A 19,914-nucleotide genomic window follows, 5' to 3' on the forward strand; every position below is an offset into this window, starting at 1 on the left:
CAAATTGGTAACGAATCATAAGATTGAAACATGCTACTCTGAACCGGGAATCAGCACCATATCTAAGGAGATCCCGCATGCAGTTAGAACATGGATGGCTGGTGGATGCACGACATGTGCCCTCGCCGCACCACGATTGCCGCCCTGAGGATGAAGCCCCCTCGTTGCTGGTGGTTCACAACATTAGCCTGCCGCCCGGCGAGTTTGGTGGTCCGTGGATTGATGCGTTATTCGCCGGGACAATCGATCCGGATGCTCACCCCTTTTTTGCCGACATTGCGCACCTGCGCGTTTCAGCCCATTGTCTGATTCGCCGTGACGGCGAAATCGTCCAGTATGTTCCTTTTGATAAACGCGCCTGGCATGCGGGAGTGTCCTGTTATCAGGGACGGGAACGCTGTAATGATTTTTCGATTGGCATTGAGCTGGAAGGGACAGATACGTTGCCCTATACCGACGTGCAGTATCAGCAGTTGGTCGCGGTGACGCACACGCTGATGGGGCTTTATCCGGCTATCGCGCAACACATCACCGGGCACAGTGATATTGCCCCGCAGCGAAAAACCGACCCTGGCCCGGCGTTTGACTGGCAACGATTCAGAACCCTGTTTACCGCCCTGTCAGATAAGGAGATGACATGACGTTATTTACCATGCTGCTGGTGATTTCTGCTGAGCGTTTGTTCAAGCTGGGTGAGCACTGGCAACTGGATCACCGGATGGAAGTGCTGTTTCGCCGCATCCGTCATTTTTCCCCACTGCGCACGCTGCTGATGACCGGCGCAGTGATGGTGGTGGTTTTTCTGCTGCTGCGTTCGCTGCACGGCCTCTTTTTTAACGTTCCGCTGCTGGTGGTGTGGATCTTACTGGGCGTGCTGTGCTTTGGCGCCGGTAAGGTTCGTCTCCATTACCATGCCTACCTGAAGGCCGCCTCCCGCGATGATGCCCATGCGCGTGGGGCGATGGCCAGCGAACTGACGCTGATCCACGGCGTGCCGCCTGAGTGCAGCGAGCGTGAGTTTTTACGCGAGCTGCAAAACGCGCTGCTGTGGATTAACTTCCGCTACTATCTGGCTCCGCTGTTCTGGTTCGTGGTTGGCGGTATCTGGGGGCCGGTGCTGCTGATGGGCTACGCGTTTTTACGTGCCTGGCAGAGCTGGCTGGCGCGCTACCTGACGCCGCATGAGCGTTTGCAATCCGGCATTGATGGCATCCTGCATGTCCTGGACTGGCTGCCGGTGCGGCTGTTCGGGGTGGTGTATGCCCTGATCGGTCATGGTGAAAAAGCGCTGCCAGGATGGTTTGCTTCGTTGGGCGATCGCCATACCTCGCAGTATCAGGTGCTGACGCGTCTGGCACAGTTCTCGCTGGCGCGTGAGCCGCATACCGACAAAATTGAAACCCCCAAAGCGGCGGTTTCGATGGCCAAAAAAACCACCTTTACGGTGGTGGTGATTGTGGCGCTGCTGACCATTTACGGCACGCTGGTTTAAGCCAGCGCGCCGCCAGGTTTAAACTGTATCCGCTGACGGGATGCCGAAATCGGGCATCCCGTTTTCTTTCCAGCGGACGCCTTTCAGGCGGGTGTGGCGGTTAGGATCGTAAAGCGGGTCGCCTTCGATTTCGGTGTAGTTCCGCGCGTGGTATATCAGCACGTCTTCGCCGTCTTCGCCGTCTGCGGTCTGGGTAAAGCTGTTGTGTCCCGGACCATACTGGCGATTTTCATAGCTGGTGGTAAACACCGGGTGCGGTGATTTCTGCCAGTTCGCCGGGTCGCGCGGGTCGGCTTGTGTGTCAATCCACAGCAGTCCCATGCAGTAATTTTCATCGGTCGCGCTGGCGGAGTAGCTAATAAAAAGCCGGTCGCCGTGGAATAACACCGCCGGGCCTTCGTTGACCCAGAACCCCCGACATTCCCAGTCATACTCCGGTTTGCTGAGCCTCACTGGCTCGCCTTTCAGCGTCCACGGATTTTCCATTTCACACAGATACAGGTTCGAGTTCCCGGCAATATCCGGCGCTTTTTGCGCCCACAGATACCAGCGTTTGCCCTGGTGCATGAAGGTGGTTGCATCCAGCGCGAAGGTATCGAATGGCGTGTTAACCTGGCCTTTTTCGTGCCAGGTTCCCGTAAGAGGGTCGCTGTCGGTGCATTCCAGCGCAAACATCCGGTGCTGGAACATGCCGAGCTTGTCCAGCGCCTGAGTGTGAGTGGCGGCAAAGTAGATGTACCACTTGCCGTCGATGCTGTGCAGTTCCGGGGCCCAGATCAGCTCACTCATCGGGCCGCTGTCTGGCTTGCGCCAGACCACCACCGGCTCGGCGCTCGGCAGCCCTTCCAGCGAATCGGCGCGGCGGATCTCCAGCCGGTCATATTCCGGGACGGAGGCAATAAAGTAGTATTGCCCTTCATGGCGCAGAATATAGGGGTCTGCGCGTTGTTCAATAAACGGGTTTGGCCAGTTTTGCATCAGGCTTTCCTTATTTGGTCTCAGCGGCTTTGAGTTCCTGATAGTCATTCAGCTCGCGATAGTTATTGCGGCGCTTTTCCAGGTCTTCCTGAATCTGCTTCATGGTTTCACGGTCTACCTTCAGCAGTCGTACCACGCCCGCAGTAATGAGATATCCGACGGCAGGAATGATGGTAAAGAGCAGCACGATACCGTTAATGGCATCTGCGCTTTGCGCTTTTGCACCGGCGTCATAACCGTACCAGGACAGCAGGAAACCGACCATTGCGCCGGCAATCGCCAGCCCCAGTTTGAGGAAGAAAATGTTGCCAGAGAAGCTGATTCCGGTGATGCGTTTACCGGTTTTCCACTCGCCGTAATCGTCCACATCGGCCATCAGCGACCAGTGCAGTGGGGATGGGATCTGGTGCAGGATGTTCAACAGGAAGTAGAGCACCATAATGGTCATTGTTGCTTTCGGATCAAAGAAATAGAACGCACAGGAGAAGATCGCCAGCGCGATATTGGTCCAGAAGAATACTTTCAGTTTACACCAGCGATCGGTCAGCACTTTTGCCAGTACGCTGCCGAGCATCATCCCGACAACGCCAAGGCTGATAAACAGGGTGGCAAAGTGGGTGGTCTGGCCCATGACCCAGGTGACGTAATACATGGTGGCAGCCATACGAATAAAGCCAGGGCAGACGTTACACAGGGTCAGCAGCAGAATGCGCACCCACTGATCGTTCTTCCAGACATCTTTAAGGTCGTTTTTCAGCTCATCATTGGTCTGTACGGCCGGACGTACGCGCTCGCGCACGGTTGAGAAGCTGAACAGGAACATGCAGGTGCCAATCAGCGCCAGCACGGTCATTGCCATCTGATAGCCTTTGGCTTTGTTATCCCCGCCGAACCAGTCGGCCATTGGCAGCAGCGTCAGTGACAGCATCAACGTGGCAATACCGACCATGACAAAGCGATAGGACTGGCAAGCTACACGCTCTTTCGGGTCGTTGGTGATAACACCACCGAGCGAGCAGTACGGAATATTGATGGCGGTATAGGTCAGAGATAGCAGGAAGTAAGTGACGAACGCATAGATAACTTTGCTGTTATAGCTCCATTCCGGCGTGGTGAACATCAGGATGCTGAACAGCGCATAGGGGAAGGCAATCCACAAAAGCCATGGACGAAATCGCCCGTACTTGCTGCGGGTACGATCGGCAATGGCACCCATGATCGGATCGGTGATCGCATCGATGACGCGAACGGAAAGCAGTAAGACACCGACTAATGCTGGGGCCAGGCCGAAAATGTCCGTATAAAAATAGTTCACAAACAACATGATGGCGCCAAAGATAATGTTACATCCAGCGTCACCCATGCCATAGCCGATCTTTTCTTTCACTGACAGTTTATTGTTATCCATCGACGACTCTCCGAGTTACGGTATGGAGAGAATTATTCGCTGGCAAAGCAAAATATGCGTTGCAGTATAACGTCGCTGATATGGATGAAATGGCTATTGGCGGTAAAGTGTGAGGAAGGTAACAACCCTCTGCGCCCGTTGAGGCGCAGAGGGGAGGGGATTAATGCGCTTTTACAGCCTTCGCATTCTTCTGTTTAACCATATAACCCACCCCGAGAATGACAATCCATACCGGGATCAGGTAGACCGAGATCGCCATGCCTGGGGTCATCAACATGATGACCAGCACCGCCGCCATGAACAGCAGGCAGATCCAGTTACCTACCGGATAGAACAGCGCCGGGAAGCGCGTTTTAGCGCCCTGCTGCTGTTTCGCACGACGGAACTTGATGTGCGCCAGGCTTATCATCGCCCAGTTGATCACCAGCGCAGAAACCACCAGCGCCATCAGCATGCCGAAGGCTGAATCCGGGGCAAAGTAGTTGATCAGCACGCACAGCGCGGTCACCAGAGCCGACACGATAATGGTGTTAACCGGTACACCACGCTTATCGACTGTGAGCAGCGCTTTCGGGGCGTTACCCTGCTGCGCCAGGCCGAACAGCATGCGGCTGTTGCAGTATACACAGCTGTTATAGACCGACAGCGCCGCTGTCAGGACCACAACGTTCAGGGCGTTGGCGACGAAGGTATCGCCCAGTTCGTGGAAGATCAGGACAAACGGGCTAGTGTCAGCGGTAACGCGCGTCCATGGCAGCAGCGAAAGCAGCACGGCCAGCGAACCCACATAGAAAATCAGGATACGGTAGATAACCTGGTTGGTGGCTTTCGGAATGCTCTGCTCCGGGTTGTCTGCCTCTGCGGCAGTAATGCCGACCAGCTCCAGACCGCCAAACGAGAACATAATAATGGCCATCATCATCACCAGCCCGGTCATACCGTGCGGTAAGAAGCCGCCCTGATCCCACAGGTTGCTGACGCTCGCCTGCGGGCCGCCGTTGCCGCTGAACAGCAGCCAGCCGCCGAACAGGATCATCGCTACTACAGCGATAACTTTAATAATGGCGAACCAGAATTCCATCTCGCCAAACACTTTTACGTTGGTCAGGTTAATGGCGTTAATCAGCACGAAGAATACCGCTGCGGAAACCCAGGTCGGTATTTCAGGCCACCAGAACTGAACATATTTCCCCACGGCGGTTAATTCCGCCATCGCCACCAGCACATACAGTACCCAGTAGTTCCAGCCGGAAGCGAACCCGGCGAAGCTGCCCCAGTATTTATAAGCAAAGTGGCTAAAAGAACCGGCAACCGGCTCTTCGACCACCATTTCGCCCAGCTGTCGCATAATCAGAAATGCGATAAAGCCGGCAATGGCGTAACCCAGAATAATACCCGGACCGGCAGACTGAATAACCGATGCGCTGCCTAAAAACAGGCCCGTACCGATAGCGCCGCCGAGAGCAATAAGCTGAATATGGCGGTTTTTAAGGCCGCGCTTTAGCTGATCGCCTTGCAGTTGACCATCCATTATGAAACCTCGTGTGTGGTTGTTATGTTCACGCTCGGGCGTGTGTAATTATGAAATTCCATTTCATGTATTTATTTGTTTACGGTTTAATTATCGCAAAAAGTAGGGCGAGTCTTCCGTAACGGAGAGAATAATGGTAAGCGGCAGCGAATGCACCTGCTTTATGTGGGGTAGAAGATGGATTGAATAAAAAGAAAGCATTTGTAAATAGTCCCGTTTACGTCCCTCAATCAAGCTATAGAATAAAAATGCTCCTTAAGTGGGCAATTTTTCATTTTTAGCTGTGCTAAATCGGTTCAGATCGCACTTTACTGCGTTTCAATAACGTTAAATCCCCCTCTTTAGTGGTAATCAATTCTTTTGGGCAAAGTTACATTTCTGAAACGTTATTTCTGTAAGGTTGTTAAAATGTGCAGGGTTTAATGATTTCAATCAAAACCAATATGGACACAAGGTGAATACTTTGTTACTTTAGCGATACGAACTCAAAATTGGTAAGACCAATTGACTCCGGGCAAAAAGGCGTAAGACAGGGAATATGGCCTACAGCAAAATTCGCCAACCAAAACTATCCGATGTGATTGAGCAGCAGCTGGAGTTTTTGATCCTCGAAGGGACTCTGCGCCCCGGTGAAAAACTCCCGCCTGAACGCGAACTGGCGAAACAGTTCGACGTATCCCGTCCCTCGCTGCGTGAGGCGATCCAACGTCTCGAAGCCAAGGGCTTGCTGCTTCGTCGCCAGGGCGGCGGAACGTTTGTGCAAAACAGCCTGTGGCAGAGTTTCAGCGACCCGTTAGTGGAGCTGCTCTCCGACCACCCAGAATCCCAGTTTGATCTGCTTGAAACCCGTCACGCGCTTGAAGGCATCGCGGCTTATTACGCAGCCTTGCGCAGCAATGATGAAGATCGCGCGCGTATCCGCGAACTGCATCAGGCAATTGAACGGGCGCAGGAGTCCGGCGATCTCGACGCTGAGTCTGATGCCGTAGTCCAGTATCAAATTGCAGTGACCGAAGCCGCACACAACGTGGTGTTGCTTCATCTACTACGCTGCATGGAGCCGATGCTGGCCCAGAATGTTCGACAGAATTTTGAATTGTTGTATGCCCGCCGGGAGATGCTCCCGCTGGTCAGCAACCATCGCACTCGTGTATTCGAGGCGATAATGGCCGGGGAACCGGAGCAGGCGCGTGAAGCGTCGCACCGTCATCTGGCTTTCATCGAGGAAATCTTGCTGGACCGCAGCCGTGAACAAAGTCGTAGAGAACGTTCATTGCGCCGCATACAGCAAAGAAAGGATTAAGCGCCAGTTTTTTTAGAGCGCGGCAACTAAACGCAGAACCTGTCTTATTGTGTTCTTGCCCAAGAGCACAATGGGACAGGTTCCAGACAAATCAACGTATTAGATAGATAAGGAATACCCCCATGTCAGAACGTCTCCAAAATGACGTGGATCCGATCGAAACTCGCGACTGGCAACAGGCGATCGAATCGGTCATCCGTGAAGAAGGTGTTGAGCGTGCTCAGTATCTGATTGAACAGATGCTTTCAGAAGCTCGCAAAGGCGGCGTGAAAGTAGCTGCAGGTGCAGGGGCTAACAACTACGTAAACACGATTGCCGTTGAAGACGAACCGGAATACCCGGGCAATCTGGATCTGGAACGCCGTATCCGTTCTGCAATCCGCTGGAACGCCATTATGACCGTTCTGCGCGCATCCAAAAAAGACCTGGAGCTGGGCGGCCACATGGCTTCCTTCCAGTCTTCTGCAACCGTTTATGAAGTGTGCTTTAACCACTTCTTCCGCGCGCGCACCGAGAAAGACGGCGGCGACCTGGTGTACTTCCAGGGCCACATCTCTCCGGGTGTGTACGCACGTGCCTTCCTGGAAGGTCGTCTGACTGAAGAGCAGATGAACAACTTCCGTCAGGAAGTTCACGGTAAAGGTCTGTCTTCTTACCCGCACCCGAAACTGATGCCAGAATTCTGGCAGTTCCCGACCGTATCTATGGGTCTGGGCCCAATCGGTGCAATCTACCAGGCTAAATTCCTGAAATATCTGGAACACCGTGGCCTGAAAGATACCTCTCAGCAGACCGTTTATGCCTTCCTCGGCGACGGCGAAATGGATGAGCCAGAATCTAAAGGTGCGATCACCATCGCCACCCGTGAGAAGCTGGACAACCTGTGCTTCATCATCAACTGTAACCTGCAGCGTCTGGATGGTCCGGTAACCGGCAACGGCAAGATCATCAACGAACTGGAAGGCATCTTCGCAGGTGCTGGCTGGAACGTGGTTAAAGTGATGTGGGGCGGTCGTTGGGATGAGCTGCTGCGTAAAGACACCAGCGGTAAACTGATGCAGCTGATGCAGGAAACTGTTGACGGTGACTATCAGACCTTCAAATCCAAAAACGGTGCCTACGTTCGTGAGCACTTCTTCGGCAAATACCCTGAAACCGCCGCGCTGGTTGCAGACTGGTCTGACGATCAGATCTGGGCGCTGAACCGTGGTGGTCACGATCCGAAGAAAGTCTACGCGGCACTGAAAAACGCACAAGACACCAAAGGCAAAGCTACCGTTATCCTGGCGCATACCGTTAAAGGCTATGGCATGGGTGACACCGCCGAAGGTAAAAACATCGCTCACCAGGTGAAGAAAATGAACATGGACGGCGTGCGTTACGTTCGCGACCGTTTCAACGTTCCTGTCACCGACGAGCAGGTTGAAAATCTCTCTTACATCACCTTCCCGGAAGGCTCTGAAGAACACACCTATCTGCACGCACAGCGTCAGAAACTGAACGGCTACCTGCCGTCCCGTCAGGTGAACTTCACCGAGTCCCTGGAACTGCCAGCCCTGGAAGACTTCTCCCAGCTGCTGGAAGAGCAGAACAAAGAGATCTCTACCACTATCGCCTTCGTTCGTGCCCTGAACGTGATGCTGAAGAACAAGTCGATCAAAGATCGTCTGGTGCCAATCATCGCCGATGAAGCACGTACCTTCGGTATGGAAGGTCTGTTCCGTCAGATTGGTATTTACAGCCCGAACGGCCAGCAGTACACCCCGCAGGACCGTGAGCAGGTTGCTTACTACAAAGAAGACGAGAAAGGTCAGATCCTGCAGGAAGGCATTAACGAGCTGGGCGCAGGCGCATCCTGGCTGGCTGCTGCGACCTCTTACAGCACCAACAACTTGCCGATGATCCCGTTCTACATCTACTACTCAATGTTCGGTTTCCAGCGTATCGGTGACCTGTGCTGGCAGGCTGGCGACCAACAGGCCCGCGGCTTCCTGGTCGGTGGTACTTCCGGTCGTACAACATTGAACGGCGAAGGTCTGCAGCACGAAGATGGCCACAGCCATATTCAGTCTCTGACTATCCCGAACTGTATCTCTTACGATCCATCTTACGCCTACGAAGTGGCGGTCATCATGCATGATGGTCTGACCCGTATGTACGGCGAAGCGCAAGAGAACATTTACTACTACATCACCACCCTGAACGAAAACTACCACATGCCGGCCATGCCGGAAGGCGCCGAGGAAGGTATCCGTAAAGGTATCTACAAACTCGAAACCGTTGCAGGTAGCAAAGGTAAAGTTCAGCTGCTGGGCTCCGGTTCTATCCTGCGTCACGTTCGTGAAGCAGCACAGATCCTGGCGAACGACTACGGCGTGGGTTCTGACGTGTACAGCGTCACTTCCTTCACTGAGCTGGCGCGTGATGGCCAGGATTGTGAGCGCTGGAACATGCTGCACCCGCTGGAAACCCCACGCGTTCCGTACATCGCTCAGGTGATGAACGATGCACCAGCTGTAGCATCGACTGACTACATGAAGCTGTTCGCAGAACAGGTTCGTACTTACGTACCGGCTGATGATTACCGCGTACTGGGTACTGATGGTTTCGGTCGCTCTGACAGCCGTGAAAACCTGCGTCACCACTTCGAAGTTGATGCGTCTTATGTGGTTGTAGCGGCACTGGGCGAACTGGCTAAACGTGGCGAAATCGATAAGAAAGTGGTTGCGGAAGCAATTACCAAATTCAACATCGATGCAGAAAAAGTTAACCCGCGTCTGGCGTAAGAGGTAAAAGAATAATGGCTATCGAAATCAATGTACCGGACATCGGGGCTGATGAAGTTGAAATCACCGAGATCCTGGTCAAAGTGGGCGACAAGGTTGAAGCTGAACAGTCGCTGATCACCGTAGAGGGCGACAAAGCCTCTATGGAAGTCCCGTCTCCTCAGGCTGGCATCGTTAAAGAGATCAAAATCTCTGTTGGCGATAAAACCGAGACCGGTAAACTGATCATGATTTTCGATTCCGCCGACGGTGCAGCAGCAGCTGCACCTGCGCAGGAAGAGAAGAAAGCCGCTCCGGCCGCTGCTGCACCAGCAGCTGCCGCGGCAGCAAAAGAAGTGAACGTGCCTGACATCGGCGGCGACGAAGTTGAAGTCACCGAGATCATGGTTAAAGTGGGCGACACCGTTGCCGCTGAACAGTCTCTGATCACCGTTGAAGGCGACAAAGCCTCGATGGAAGTCCCGGCACCGTTCGCGGGCGTGGTTAAAGAGATCAAAATCAGCGCTGGCGATAAAGTCTCTACCGGCTCCCTGATCATGGTCTTCGAAGTGGCGGGTGCTGCACCTGCTGCTGCTCCAGCCCAGGCTGCTGCACCGGCACAAGCTGCTGCACCTGCTGCTGCCGCTGGCCCGAAAGACGTTAACGTACCGGATATCGGCGGTGACGAAGTTGAAGTGACCGAAGTGATGGTGAAAGTGGGCGACAAAGTGGCCGCTGAACAGTCACTGATCACCGTAGAAGGCGACAAAGCCTCTATGGAAGTCCCGGCACCGTTCGCAGGTATCGTTAAAGAAATCAAAATCAGCGCTGGCGACAAAGTGTCTACCGGTTCTCTGATTATGGTCTTCGAAGTAGAAGGCGCTGCGCCTGCTGCGGCCCCGGCTGCTGCACCTGCTGCTGCCGCACCGGCTCCAGCTGCAAAAGCGGCTGCACCGGCTGCCAAAGCGGAAGGCAAATCTGAGTTTGCTGAGAACGATGCTTACGTTCACGCCACTCCGCTGATCCGCCGCCTGGCGCGCGAATTCGGCGTGAATCTGGCGAAAGTCAAAGGGACGGGCCGTAAAGGTCGTATCCTGCGCGAAGACGTTCAGACTTATGTGAAAGACGCGGTTAAACGCGCTGAAGCTGCACCTGCTGCTGCCACCGGTGGCGGCATCCCAGGCATGCTGCCTTGGCCGAAAGTGGACTTCAGTAAGTTTGGTGAAATCGAAGAAGTGGAACTGGGCCGTATCCAGAAAATCTCTGGTGCGAACCTGAGCCGTAACTGGGTGATGATCCCGCACGTTACGCACTTCGACAAAACCGATATCACCGACCTGGAAGCGTTCCGTAAACAGCAGAACGCCGAAGCTGAGAAGCGCCGCCTGGACGTGAAATTCACCCCAGTGGTCTTCATCATGAAAGCGGTTGCTGCGGCACTTGAGCAGATGCCACGTTTCAACAGCTCCCTGTCTGAAGATGCACAGCGTCTGACGCTGAAGAAATACATCAACATCGGTGTTGCGGTTGATACGCCAAATGGTCTGGTTGTTCCGGTCTTCAAAGACGTGAACAAGAAGAGCATCACTGAGCTGTCCCGTGAACTGACCGTGATCTCCAAGAAAGCGCGTGATGGCAAGCTGACTGCTGGCGAAATGCAGGGCGGTTGCTTCACCATCTCCAGCATCGGTGGCCTGGGTACAACCCACTTCGCGCCGATTGTTAACGCGCCGGAAGTGGCTATCCTCGGTGTGTCTAAATCCGCGATTGAGCCAGTGTGGAATGGTAAAGAGTTTATGCCGCGTCTGATGATGCCAATTTCTCTCTCCTTCGACCACCGCGTGATCGACGGTGCTGATGGTGCGCGCTTCATTACCATCATCAACAACACCCTGAGCGATATTCGCCGCCTGGTGATGTAATCGAAAAGCCGGCCAATCGGCCGGCTTTTTTCTAATAATCTCATTAACTATGTGAGGTTATTGGCGAAAGCGACAATTCGTGAGCCGTTTGTTGTTTCAAAATTGTTAACATTTTTGTAAACTGCGGGCGGATAGAACGACCCGGTGGACGACGGGTATAAATTAAGAGGTCATGATGAGCACAGAAATCAAAACTCAGGTCGTGGTACTTGGGGCAGGCCCGGCAGGTTACTCCGCAGCATTCCGTGCCGCGGATTTAGGTCTGGAAACCGTCATCGTAGAACGTTACAGCACCCTCGGTGGTGTTTGTCTGAACGTCGGCTGTATCCCTTCTAAAGCGCTGCTGCACGTAGCAAAAGTTATCGAAGAAGCCAAAGCGCTGGCTGAACACGGTATTGTCTTCGGCGAGCCGAAAACCGATATCGATAAAATTCGTACCTGGAAAGAGAAAGTTATCACTCAACTGACTGGCGGTCTGGCCGGTATGGCCAAAGGCCGTAAAGTGAAAGTGGTAAACGGTCTGGGTAAATTTACTGGGGCAAACACCCTGGAAGTCGAAGGCGAAAACGGCAAAACCGTGATCAACTTTGACAACGCGATCATCGCGGCGGGTTCCCGTCCGATTGAGCTGCCGTTTATTCCACACGAAGATCCACGCGTATGGGACTCCACCGATGCGCTGGAGCTGAAATCCGTACCTAAGCGCCTGCTGGTTATGGGTGGCGGGATCATCGGTCTGGAAATGGCGACCGTGTATCATGCGCTGGGTTCAGAGATTGACGTGGTTGAAATGTTCGACCAGGTTATCCCGGCTGCGGATAAAGACATCGTTAAAGTCTTCACCAAACGCATCAGCAAGAAGTTCAACCTGATGCTGGAAACCAAAGTGACTGCCGTTGAAGCAAAAGAAGACGGCATCTACGTTTCCATGGAAGGCAAAAAAGCCCCTGCAGAAGCGCAGTGTTATGACGCAGTGCTGGTGGCAATCGGTCGTGTGCCGAACGGTAAAAACCTTGATGCAGGTGCAGCGGGCGTTGAAGTTGACGACCGTGGCTTCATCCGCGTTGACAAGCAGCTGCGCACCAACGTGCCGCACATCTTTGCTATCGGCGACATCGTCGGTCAGCCAATGCTGGCGCACAAAGGTGTTCACGAAGGCCACGTTGCCGCAGAAGTTATCTCCGGCATGAAGCACTACTTCGACCCGAAAGTGATCCCATCGATCGCCTACACCGAGCCAGAAGTTGCCTGGGTAGGTCTGACCGAGAAAGAAGCGAAAGAGAAAGGCATCAGCTACGAAACCGCCACCTTCCCGTGGGCTGCTTCTGGCCGTGCGATCGCTTCCGACTGCGCAGATGGCGTGACCAAACTGATCTTCGACAAAGAGACTCACCGCGTGATCGGTGGGGCGATTGTCGGCACCAACGGCGGCGAGCTGCTGGGTGAAATCGGTCTGGCCATCGAAATGGGCTGTGACGCTGAAGATATCGCGCTGACTATCCACGCTCACCCGACTCTGCACGAGTCTGTTGGCCTGGCAGCAGAAATCTTTGAAGGCAGCATCACCGACCTGCCAAACGCGAAAGCGAAGAAGAAATAAGTTTCTCGACGCTCGCTAAACGCCTCTCTGGAGGCGTTTTTTTTTGCCTGTAACTACCTGATTTGGTAGTCAACTCATTGATATTTTAGCTAAATTTTTTCTCGTAACTGCCGATACTTTTTTCGCCATTGTGTGGCTTCTGGCCACGCGGTTAAGGGTTCAGGACTCTTTATTACACGAAAAAAGGAAAGTACATGTCTTTAAAGAAAGTTGCGGTAATTGGTTTAGTGGCAGCAGCGATGACGCTGACCGGGTGTGGCGCAATGACCACGGCGGTGAAGAAACGTAATCTGGAAGTGAAAACCCAGATGAGCGAAACCGTCTGGCTTGAGCCTTCCAATGAAAAAACAGTCTACATTCAGGTTAAAAATACCTCTGATAAAGACATGAGTAACCTGCAAACGCTGCTGGCTAACGACCTGACAGCCAAAGGTTATAAAGTAACAAGCTCCCCTGATGGTGCCTATTACTGGGTGCAGGCAAACGTGCTGAAGGCAGACAAAATGGACCTGCGTGAGTCTCAGGGCTACCTGAAAACCGGCTACGAAGGCGCTGCTGTAGGTGCTGCACTGGGCGCAGGTATCACCGCTTATAACAGCAGCTCTTCCGGTGCTGCGCTGGGTGTGGGTCTGGCCGCAGGCCTGATTGGTATGGCGGCGGATGCGATGGTGGAAGATGTAAACTACACCATGGTTACCGACCTGCAGATCTCTGAGCGCAGTAAAGCGACTGTGACCACCGATAATATCGCCGCCCTGCGTCAGGGCACTTCAGGTGTAAAACTGCAGACCAGCACCGCGCAGGGCGATCGCGCGAAATACCAGACGCGTGTTGTCTCCAATGCGAACAAAGTGAACCTGAAGTTCGAAGAAGCGAAACCGGTTCTGGAAGCTCAGCTGGCGAAATCAGTCGCTAATATTCTCTAAGTCAAACCGCCGGGTAGTGGCTTCACCTTACCCGGCTTACAACACTCTCGGACCCTGGGCCCGCGCCAGTGGCGGGCCGCCGGGTAATCAGGGCGCGACGGGCTGCCAGTGTTTATCTGGATGGTACGTCGCTATCGCCTGCACTTTGTGCTGTGAGTCGGTGCCCAGATTCGCCTGGTAGACCCTGTCATCCTGGTTTATCACAAAGCTCATTACCCCTGTCTGCCCGTAAGTGACCGGCCATGCGATCATGGCAAAGCCGTTGCTATCCGGCAGAATACGGAACCGATAGCCGTGATAGCCCGTTCCCGGCTCTTTGGGACTGAATGCCGGGCCTAGCGGACTGGGGGCCTCCCCCGGGGCGACGGGCCAGTACAAACCATCTTTTTTCCCTTCAGCGCTGACAATTTTCTGGGCGTATTTCTGGTTCAGTGCGTAATAGCTCTGCTGCGCATCCACATAGGCATGCAGCGCTTCTATGGCGGCAAGCTCATTGCGCCCAACTTCGCGTGTCAGGATCTCTTCGGCTGCCTCTTGCATATCAAAGCGCCAGCTGTCGGCCGTTTTTATCACCGGAATCGGTAGCTGCCAGTTGCTGTCCCCCACTACCAGATGCGCAATGGTGCCGTTGACGACAGTGTTATGGCTGACCTTCCAGTCACGCAGAAAACGGTCCACGGCATCAGGGTCGACACCTTCAGGTGGCATAAAATCGCGCCAGTCTTCCCCAAGGAGATTAATCATCGCCGTTTCATTTTGCTCACTGATCGCCGTGACCAGCGCATCGGTCGCTTGCTCCGGCGTGCTGAAGTGTTGTTGTGCCTGAACGATGGCCGAAACCATGAACAACACCAATCCACTGAATAGTTTCATTTTCATGTCGGCTACCTTAGCGATGACGGATTTCACGATGTTCAGTTCGGCCAGCAGGCATTTGCCGCGGTTGCTGGCTTCGGGCCGAAGCCTGGCGGCTCTGGGCACCACGCTGCTGCTGGGCTTGCCAGTTCCCGGAACGGCTATCGTTACCACTCAACGCATTGGCGCGTGGCTGGCTGTTTCGCTGCTGCGCATGACGCTGTTGTTGCGCGGGCTGCGAAACACGTTTTTCCTGTCTCTGGGTGGTCGCCTGGCGATTTTCATGCTTTTGCGTGGTGGTTCGCTTCGCGGCTTGCGGCTTGCTGGTGTCATAGCCTCGATAGTTATTGCGTTGGGATATCTGCTTCAATTGCTGGTTCGACGCCTGACGCTGGGCATCTTTGGCGCCGCCACGCGGCGTTTGGGAGAATGTCTTGCCGGTCGATTTCTCCATCTGCGTCATTGCAGCCTGGCGTTGGCTATCGCGATTGACCGGTTTTTGCTGCGTCGCGCTGAGCCCCGTTGCGGCGTTTGTGGAGTGGAATCGGTTATTAAGCTGATTGGTTGGGTACGGCACGCCATCGCGATAGGCCGGATTATGCTGCCAGCCGCGGTTGGCATCGGTCAGGCGCTCCCCGCTGATCTTATTAAAGTTATCAACGTTGATATTGATATTGTTATCCCCGTTGCGCGAATAGCCGCCATGGTGATGATCCCAGTCGTCATCGTCATCCCAGTCGATATTGCTGAAGAGGGCATAGGTCGTGGCGACACCGAGGCTAAAGCCCAGCCCTTTCACCAGACTGTCAGTGAACTGCTCTCCGGGCGACGGCGGTAAATACACCGGCGGATAGCTGGTATTTGGCCATGTGCCGTAGACCGTATTGGGGTTGTAGGTCGGGACATACACCACCTGCGGATCGGCCGATTCAATCTTAATGACTGTTGGGCTGGCGGTGGCTGTGGTGGTGGATGCCGGTGCCGCGGTGGCCGTTTTAGCGGGCTCTGGCTTCGTTACCGTGGTGACCGTCTGCTGTGGCGTGGACGTGAGCGCGCCGGTTTGCTGCGCCAGCAGGCGTAAGCGCTGCACGGAGTCCATCACATCCTTCGGCTGGGCAAGAAACGCATCGCCGAGGCTCTGGATCCACGGCGGATTTTCTCCCATCAGCGACATCAGCTGTGGGAAGGCGACAAGCGACTTCACGCTCGGATCCCAGGGTTGTCCTGCCACTGCCTGAATCGCGGCATCACCCTGCATCTTCGGGTTATCCTCTGACCACTGCGCGGCCTGGATGACGTTGGCAGGGTAGGTAGATGCCATCAAAATCTGCGACAGCAACGCGTCAGGGTAGAGCGCAATCGGCGCGACCCACTGATCGATTTGCGCGGCGCTGTAGGTCGGTGCGACAACCGGTGCGGGTTGAACGGCGGGTGCCGGGACGGCAGGTTGTTGTACGACGGGAGCAGGGGCGGTGGGGGTTTCCGTTGCACGGCTTTGAACAAACATAACGCCCGATGCGACAAACAGTCCGGCACTGCACAGAAGGACAAGCAGATGTGGCTTGAAAGGCAACTTCATAGAATGACTCCGACGAGACGAGAGCAGTGCCGTTAGGCGTTTTTGTTGCCGCGAGTATATTCACTCGTTTTTTACAGTTTTGACTTTTGTTGGGAATCACCCTGTGCGAGGGGATAAAGAATGTGAGTATTTATTACGCAATTATATCTGATAGCGCAAAAAGCGTTAGAGCGAACCCGGGCTGTCTGTCCGCTATACCATTCTTAACGATTCAGCAAACAATTTAATGTTGCTTTTTTGTAAACACATTAACACTGTCTGGAAATCCTGCTATGCTGCCCGACGCGGTAACGGGCAATTAACCAACAAACTGCTGTCTCACAGGAGCGTGAAGAGAACGCCCGCCGCATATGACAATGAGAGCGAGGAGAACCGTCGTGCTAGAAGAATACCGTAAGCACGTAGCTGAACGTGCCGCCGAGGGAATTGTACCCAAACCCTTAGATGCTACCCAGATGGCTGGGCTCGTCGAGCTGCTGAAAAACCCGCCTGCGGGCGAAGATGAATTCCTGTTAGATCTGCTGATTAACCGTGTCCCGCCAGGCGTTGATGAAGCCGCCTACGTGAAAGCCGGTTTCCTTGCTGCGGTCGCCAAAGGCGAAGCAACCTCCCCACTGGTCACTCCTGAAAAAGCGATTGAACTGCTCGGCACTATGCAGGGTGGTTATAACATTCATCCGCTGATTGATGCGCTGGATAGCGACGTACTGGCACCGATTGCCGCCAAAGCGCTGTCTCACACCCTGCTGATGTTCGATAACTTCTACGATGTAGAAGAAAAAGCGAAAGCGGGCAACAGCTATGCGAAGCAGGTGATGCAGTCCTGGGCTGATGCCGAATGGTTCCTGAACCGTCCTGCGCTTGCCGAAAAAATGACGGTCACTGTGTTCAAAGTCACCGGCGAAACCAACACCGATGACCTCTCTCCGGCACCAGATGCCTGGTCGCGCCCGGATATCCCACTGCACGCGCTGGCGATGCTGAAAAACGCCCGCGAAGGCATTGACCCGGATCAGCCGGGTGCCGTTGGCCCAATCAAACAGATTGAAGCGTTAGCGCAAAAAGGCTTCCCGTTGGCGTACGTCGGCGATGTGGTCGGCACCGGTTCTTCGCGTAAATCTGCCACCAACTCCGTGCTGTGGTTTATGGGGGATGATATCCCTCATGTGCCGAACAAGCGTGGCGGCGGTCTGTGCCTCGGCGGCAAAATTGCGCCAATCTTCTTCAACACCATGGAAGATGCCGGTGCACTGCCAATTGAAGTGGACGTGAATGACCTGAACATGGGCGACGTGATTGACGTTTACCCGTTCAAGGGTGAAGTGCGTAACCACGAAACCAACGAACTGTTGGCCAGCTTTGAGCTGAAAACCGACGTGCTGGTGGACGAAGTGCGTGCCGGTGGCCGTATCCCGCTGATCATCGGTCGTGGCCTGACCACCAAAGCGCGTGAAGCGCTGGGCCTACCGCACAGCGATGTGTTCCGTCAGGCGAAAGAAGTGGCCGAAAGCACCCGCGGTTACTCGCTGGCGCAGAAAATGGTCGGCCGTGCCTGCGGCGTGACCGGGGTCCGTCCTGGCGCGTACTGCGAGCCGAAGATGACCTCTGTGGGTTCTCAGGACACCACCGGGCCAATGACCCGTGATGAACTGAAAGACCTGGCCTGCCTGGGCTTCTCGTCCGACCTGGTGATGCAGTCCTTCTGCCACACCGCGGCGTATCCGAAGCCGGTTGACGTGACCACGCACCACACGCTGCCAGACTTCATCATGAACCGTGGCGGCGTTTCTCTTCGTCCGGGCGATGGGGTTATCCACTCCTGGCTGAACCGCATGCTGCTGCCGGACACCGTCGGTACCGGTGGTGACTCCCACACCCGTTTCCCGATTGGGATCTCCTTCCCGGCGGGCTCCGGTCTGGTGGCGTTTGCTGCTGCGACCGGCGTGATGCCGCTGGACATGCCGGAATCGGTTCTGGTGCGCTTCAAAGGCAAAATGCAGCCGGGCATCACCCTGCGCGATCTGGTTCACGCGATCCCGCTGTACGCGATCAAACAGGGCCTGCTGACCGTTGAGAAAAAAGGCAAGATCAACATCTTCTCGGGCCGCATCCTTGAAATCGAAGGTCTGCCGGATCTGAAAGTGGAGCAGGCGTTCGAACTGACCGATGCCTCTGCTGAACGTTCTGCTGCCGGCTGCACCATCAAGCTCAACCAGGCGCCAATTGAAGAGTATCTGACGTCTAACATCGTGCTGCTGAAGTGGATGATTGCCGAAGGCTACGGCGACCGCCGTACGCTGGAGCGCCGCGTGCAGGGCATGGAAAAATGGCTGGCGGATCCGCAGCTGATGGAAGCCGATGCCGACGCAGAATATGCTGCGGTCATCGACATCGATCTGGCGGATATCAAAGAGCCAATCCTGTGTGCGCCGAACGATCCGGACGACGCGCGTCTGCTGTCTGACGTGCAGGGCGACAAAATCGACGAAGTGTTCATCGGCTCCTGTATGACCAACATCGGTCACTTCCGTGCTGCCGGTAAACTGCTGGATACCCACAAGGGCCAGCTGCCGACCCGTCTGTGGGTGGCACCGCCAACCCGTATGGATGCGGCGCAGCTGACCGAAGAGGGTTACTACAGCGTGTTTGGTAAGAGCGGTGCGCGCATTGAAATCCCTGGCTGTTCCCTGTGTATGGGTAACCAGGCGCGCGTAGCTGACGGTGCGACGGTGGTCTCCACCTCTACCCGTAACTTCCCGAACCGTTTAGGTACCGGTGCAAATGTGTATCTGGCTTCTGCGGAGCTGGCGGCTGTTGCGGCACTGATTGGCAAACTGCCAACGCCGGAAGAGTACCAGACCTTCGTGGCGCAGGTAGATAAGACGGCGGTGGATACCTATCGCTATCTGAACTTCGACAAGCTCTCTGAGTACACTGAGAAAGCGGACGGCGTTATCTTCCAGACGGTAGTATAAACAGCAAAACCGTCTCTTCGGAGACGGTTTTTAGTGTTTGCATCCTCTCCCACGGGAGAGGACCGAGGTGAGGGCATCAGACCGCAGGGTCTTGCTCTCCCTTTTTTATTTTCATTCCTTCCACCCGTTGCGCTTTTATTCTTCCTCTCTGCTGCGATAATTACTGCAATGGCTTTGCAGAGGAAAATACGATGGATTACGAATTTCTGCGTGATATCACCGGTGTGGTGAAAGTGCGTATGTCGATGGGCCACGAAGTGGTCGGTCACTGGTTCAATGAGGAAGTGAAAGAGAACCTGGCCTTGCTCGATGAAGTGGAACAGGCGGCACGCGAGATTAAAGGCAGCGAACGATCCTGGCAACGTATTGGACATGAATATACGTTGTGGATGGACGGTGAAGAGGTGATGGTACGCGCCAATCAGCTTGAATTCTCAGGTGATGAGATGGAAGAGGGGATGAACTACTACGACGAAGAGAGCCTGTCGCTGTGCGGCGTTGAGGATTTCCTTCAAGTGGTAGCGGCCTACCGTAATTTTATGAACCAGAAGTAATACCGGGAGCCTCCCTGCTCCTCAGG

At 54.6% G+C, this 19,914-nt stretch carries 14 protein-coding genes; 9 read left to right on the plus strand and 5 right to left on the minus strand.

Annotation, left to right across the window (positions count from 1 at the left end):
• Positions 1–77: 77 nt before the first annotated feature.
• Both ampD and ampE read left to right on the plus strand, forming a co-directional pair.
• Complete coding sequence (ampD, locus tag M8013_RS05040; protein WP_271266717.1) at positions 78–641, plus strand: 1,6-anhydro-N-acetylmuramyl-L-alanine amidase AmpD; 564 nt, start codon at positions 78–80, stop codon at positions 639–641.
• Positions 638–1,492, plus strand: a complete 855-nt coding sequence (ampE, locus tag M8013_RS05045) for a beta-lactamase regulator AmpE (protein WP_271266718.1) — start codon at positions 638–640, stop codon at positions 1,490–1,492. Before ampD ends, ampE begins: the two co-directional genes overlap by 4 nt.
• 18 nt (positions 1,493–1,510) lie before the next feature.
• On the opposite strand, the gene M8013_RS05050 is transcribed toward ampE, so the two are convergent.
• The 3 genes from M8013_RS05050 to aroP all read right to left on the minus strand — a co-directional run bounded on the left by M8013_RS05050 (position 1,511) and on the right by aroP (position 5,409).
• On the minus strand, positions 1,511–2,470 hold the full coding sequence (locus M8013_RS05050) for a glycoside hydrolase family 43 protein (protein WP_271266719.1): 960 nt from the start codon (positions 2,468–2,470) through the stop codon (positions 1,511–1,513).
• Positions 2,471–2,480: 10 nt separating this feature from the next.
• On the minus strand, positions 2,481–3,878 hold the full coding sequence (locus tag M8013_RS05055) for a glycoside-pentoside-hexuronide (GPH):cation symporter (protein ID WP_271266720.1): 1,398 nt from the start codon (positions 3,876–3,878) through the stop codon (positions 2,481–2,483).
• 160 nt (positions 3,879–4,038) lie between these two features.
• Complete coding sequence (aroP, locus tag M8013_RS05060) at positions 4,039–5,409, minus strand: aromatic amino acid transporter AroP (RefSeq protein ID WP_271266721.1); 1,371 nt, start codon at positions 5,407–5,409, stop codon at positions 4,039–4,041.
• A gap of 538 nt (positions 5,410–5,947) precedes the next feature.
• Between aroP and pdhR the strand changes: the two genes are divergently transcribed.
• From pdhR to traT, 5 genes are all read left to right on the plus strand, one after another.
• The gene (gene pdhR, locus M8013_RS05065) at positions 5,948–6,712 is read left to right on the plus strand and encodes a pyruvate dehydrogenase complex transcriptional repressor PdhR (RefSeq protein ID WP_271266722.1); all 765 of its coding nucleotides are present in this window, start codon (positions 5,948–5,950) and stop codon (positions 6,710–6,712) included.
• A 122-nt stretch (positions 6,713–6,834) separates the two neighbouring features.
• Positions 6,835–9,498: a pyruvate dehydrogenase (acetyl-transferring), homodimeric type gene (aceE, locus tag M8013_RS05070; RefSeq protein WP_271266723.1), complete on the plus strand. Its 2,664-nt coding sequence runs from the start codon at positions 6,835–6,837 to the stop codon at positions 9,496–9,498.
• A 14-nt stretch (positions 9,499–9,512) separates the two neighbouring features.
• On the plus strand, positions 9,513–11,399 hold the full coding sequence (gene aceF, locus M8013_RS05075; RefSeq protein WP_271266724.1) for a pyruvate dehydrogenase complex dihydrolipoyllysine-residue acetyltransferase: 1,887 nt from the start codon (positions 9,513–9,515) through the stop codon (positions 11,397–11,399).
• A 175-nt stretch (positions 11,400–11,574) separates the two neighbouring features.
• Positions 11,575–12,999, plus strand: coding sequence for a dihydrolipoyl dehydrogenase (gene lpdA, locus M8013_RS05080; RefSeq protein ID WP_271266738.1), 1,425 nt, complete (start codon positions 11,575–11,577; stop codon positions 12,997–12,999).
• A gap of 194 nt (positions 13,000–13,193) precedes the next feature.
• Positions 13,194–13,925: a conjugal transfer complement resistance protein TraT gene (gene traT, locus M8013_RS05085; protein ID WP_271266725.1), complete on the plus strand. Its 732-nt coding sequence runs from the start codon at positions 13,194–13,196 to the stop codon at positions 13,923–13,925.
• 87 nt (positions 13,926–14,012) lie between these two features.
• On the opposite strand, the gene M8013_RS05090 is transcribed toward traT, so the two are convergent.
• Complete coding sequence (locus M8013_RS05090; RefSeq protein WP_271266726.1) at positions 14,013–14,804, minus strand: DUF2950 family protein; 792 nt, start codon at positions 14,802–14,804, stop codon at positions 14,013–14,015.
• 10 nt (positions 14,805–14,814) lie between these two features.
• On the minus strand, positions 14,815–16,359 hold the full coding sequence (locus M8013_RS05095) for a DUF3300 domain-containing protein (RefSeq protein WP_271266727.1): 1,545 nt from the start codon (positions 16,357–16,359) through the stop codon (positions 14,815–14,817).
• Positions 16,360–16,736: 377 nt separating this feature from the next.
• Between M8013_RS05095 and acnB the strand changes: the two genes are divergently transcribed.
• Together acnB and yacL are read left to right on the plus strand one after the other, a co-directional pair.
• Positions 16,737–19,334: a bifunctional aconitate hydratase 2/2-methylisocitrate dehydratase gene (acnB, locus tag M8013_RS05100; protein WP_271266728.1), complete on the plus strand. Its 2,598-nt coding sequence runs from the start codon at positions 16,737–16,739 to the stop codon at positions 19,332–19,334.
• 191 nt (positions 19,335–19,525) lie between these two features.
• The gene (gene yacL / locus M8013_RS05105; RefSeq protein ID WP_271266729.1) at positions 19,526–19,888 is read left to right on the plus strand and encodes a protein YacL; all 363 of its coding nucleotides are present in this window, start codon (positions 19,526–19,528) and stop codon (positions 19,886–19,888) included.
• Positions 19,889–19,914: the final 26 nt, after the last annotated feature.

It is taken from the genome of Silvania confinis (assembly GCF_025564085.1).
GTDB lineage: Bacteria > Pseudomonadota > Gammaproteobacteria > Enterobacterales > Enterobacteriaceae > Enterobacter > Enterobacter confinis.

Bases quoted from the DNA above. Each gene is read 5' to 3' on its own strand.
- ampD (WP_271266717.1), top strand. From the start codon at position 78: ATGCAGTTAGAACATGGATGGCTGGTGGATGCACGACATGTGCCCTCG.
- ampE (WP_271266718.1), top strand. From the start codon at position 638: ATGACGTTATTTACCATGCTGCTGGTGATTTCTGCTGAGCGTTTGTTC.
- M8013_RS05050 (WP_271266719.1), bottom strand. From the start codon at position 2,470: ATGCAAAACTGGCCAAACCCGTTTATTGAACAACGCGCAGACCCCTAT.
- M8013_RS05055 (WP_271266720.1), bottom strand. From the start codon at position 3,878: ATGGATAACAATAAACTGTCAGTGAAAGAAAAGATCGGCTATGGCATG.
- aroP (WP_271266721.1), bottom strand. From the start codon at position 5,409: ATGGATGGTCAACTGCAAGGCGATCAGCTAAAGCGCGGCCTTAAAAAC.
- pdhR (WP_271266722.1), top strand. From the start codon at position 5,948: ATGGCCTACAGCAAAATTCGCCAACCAAAACTATCCGATGTGATTGAG.
- aceE (WP_271266723.1), top strand. From the start codon at position 6,835: ATGTCAGAACGTCTCCAAAATGACGTGGATCCGATCGAAACTCGCGAC.
- aceF (WP_271266724.1), top strand. From the start codon at position 9,513: ATGGCTATCGAAATCAATGTACCGGACATCGGGGCTGATGAAGTTGAA.
- lpdA (WP_271266738.1), top strand. From the start codon at position 11,575: ATGAGCACAGAAATCAAAACTCAGGTCGTGGTACTTGGGGCAGGCCCG.
- traT (WP_271266725.1), top strand. From the start codon at position 13,194: ATGTCTTTAAAGAAAGTTGCGGTAATTGGTTTAGTGGCAGCAGCGATG.
- M8013_RS05090 (WP_271266726.1), bottom strand. From the start codon at position 14,804: ATGAAAATGAAACTATTCAGTGGATTGGTGTTGTTCATGGTTTCGGCC.
- M8013_RS05095 (WP_271266727.1), bottom strand. From the start codon at position 16,359: ATGAAGTTGCCTTTCAAGCCACATCTGCTTGTCCTTCTGTGCAGTGCC.
- yacL (WP_271266729.1), top strand. From the start codon at position 19,526: ATGGATTACGAATTTCTGCGTGATATCACCGGTGTGGTGAAAGTGCGT.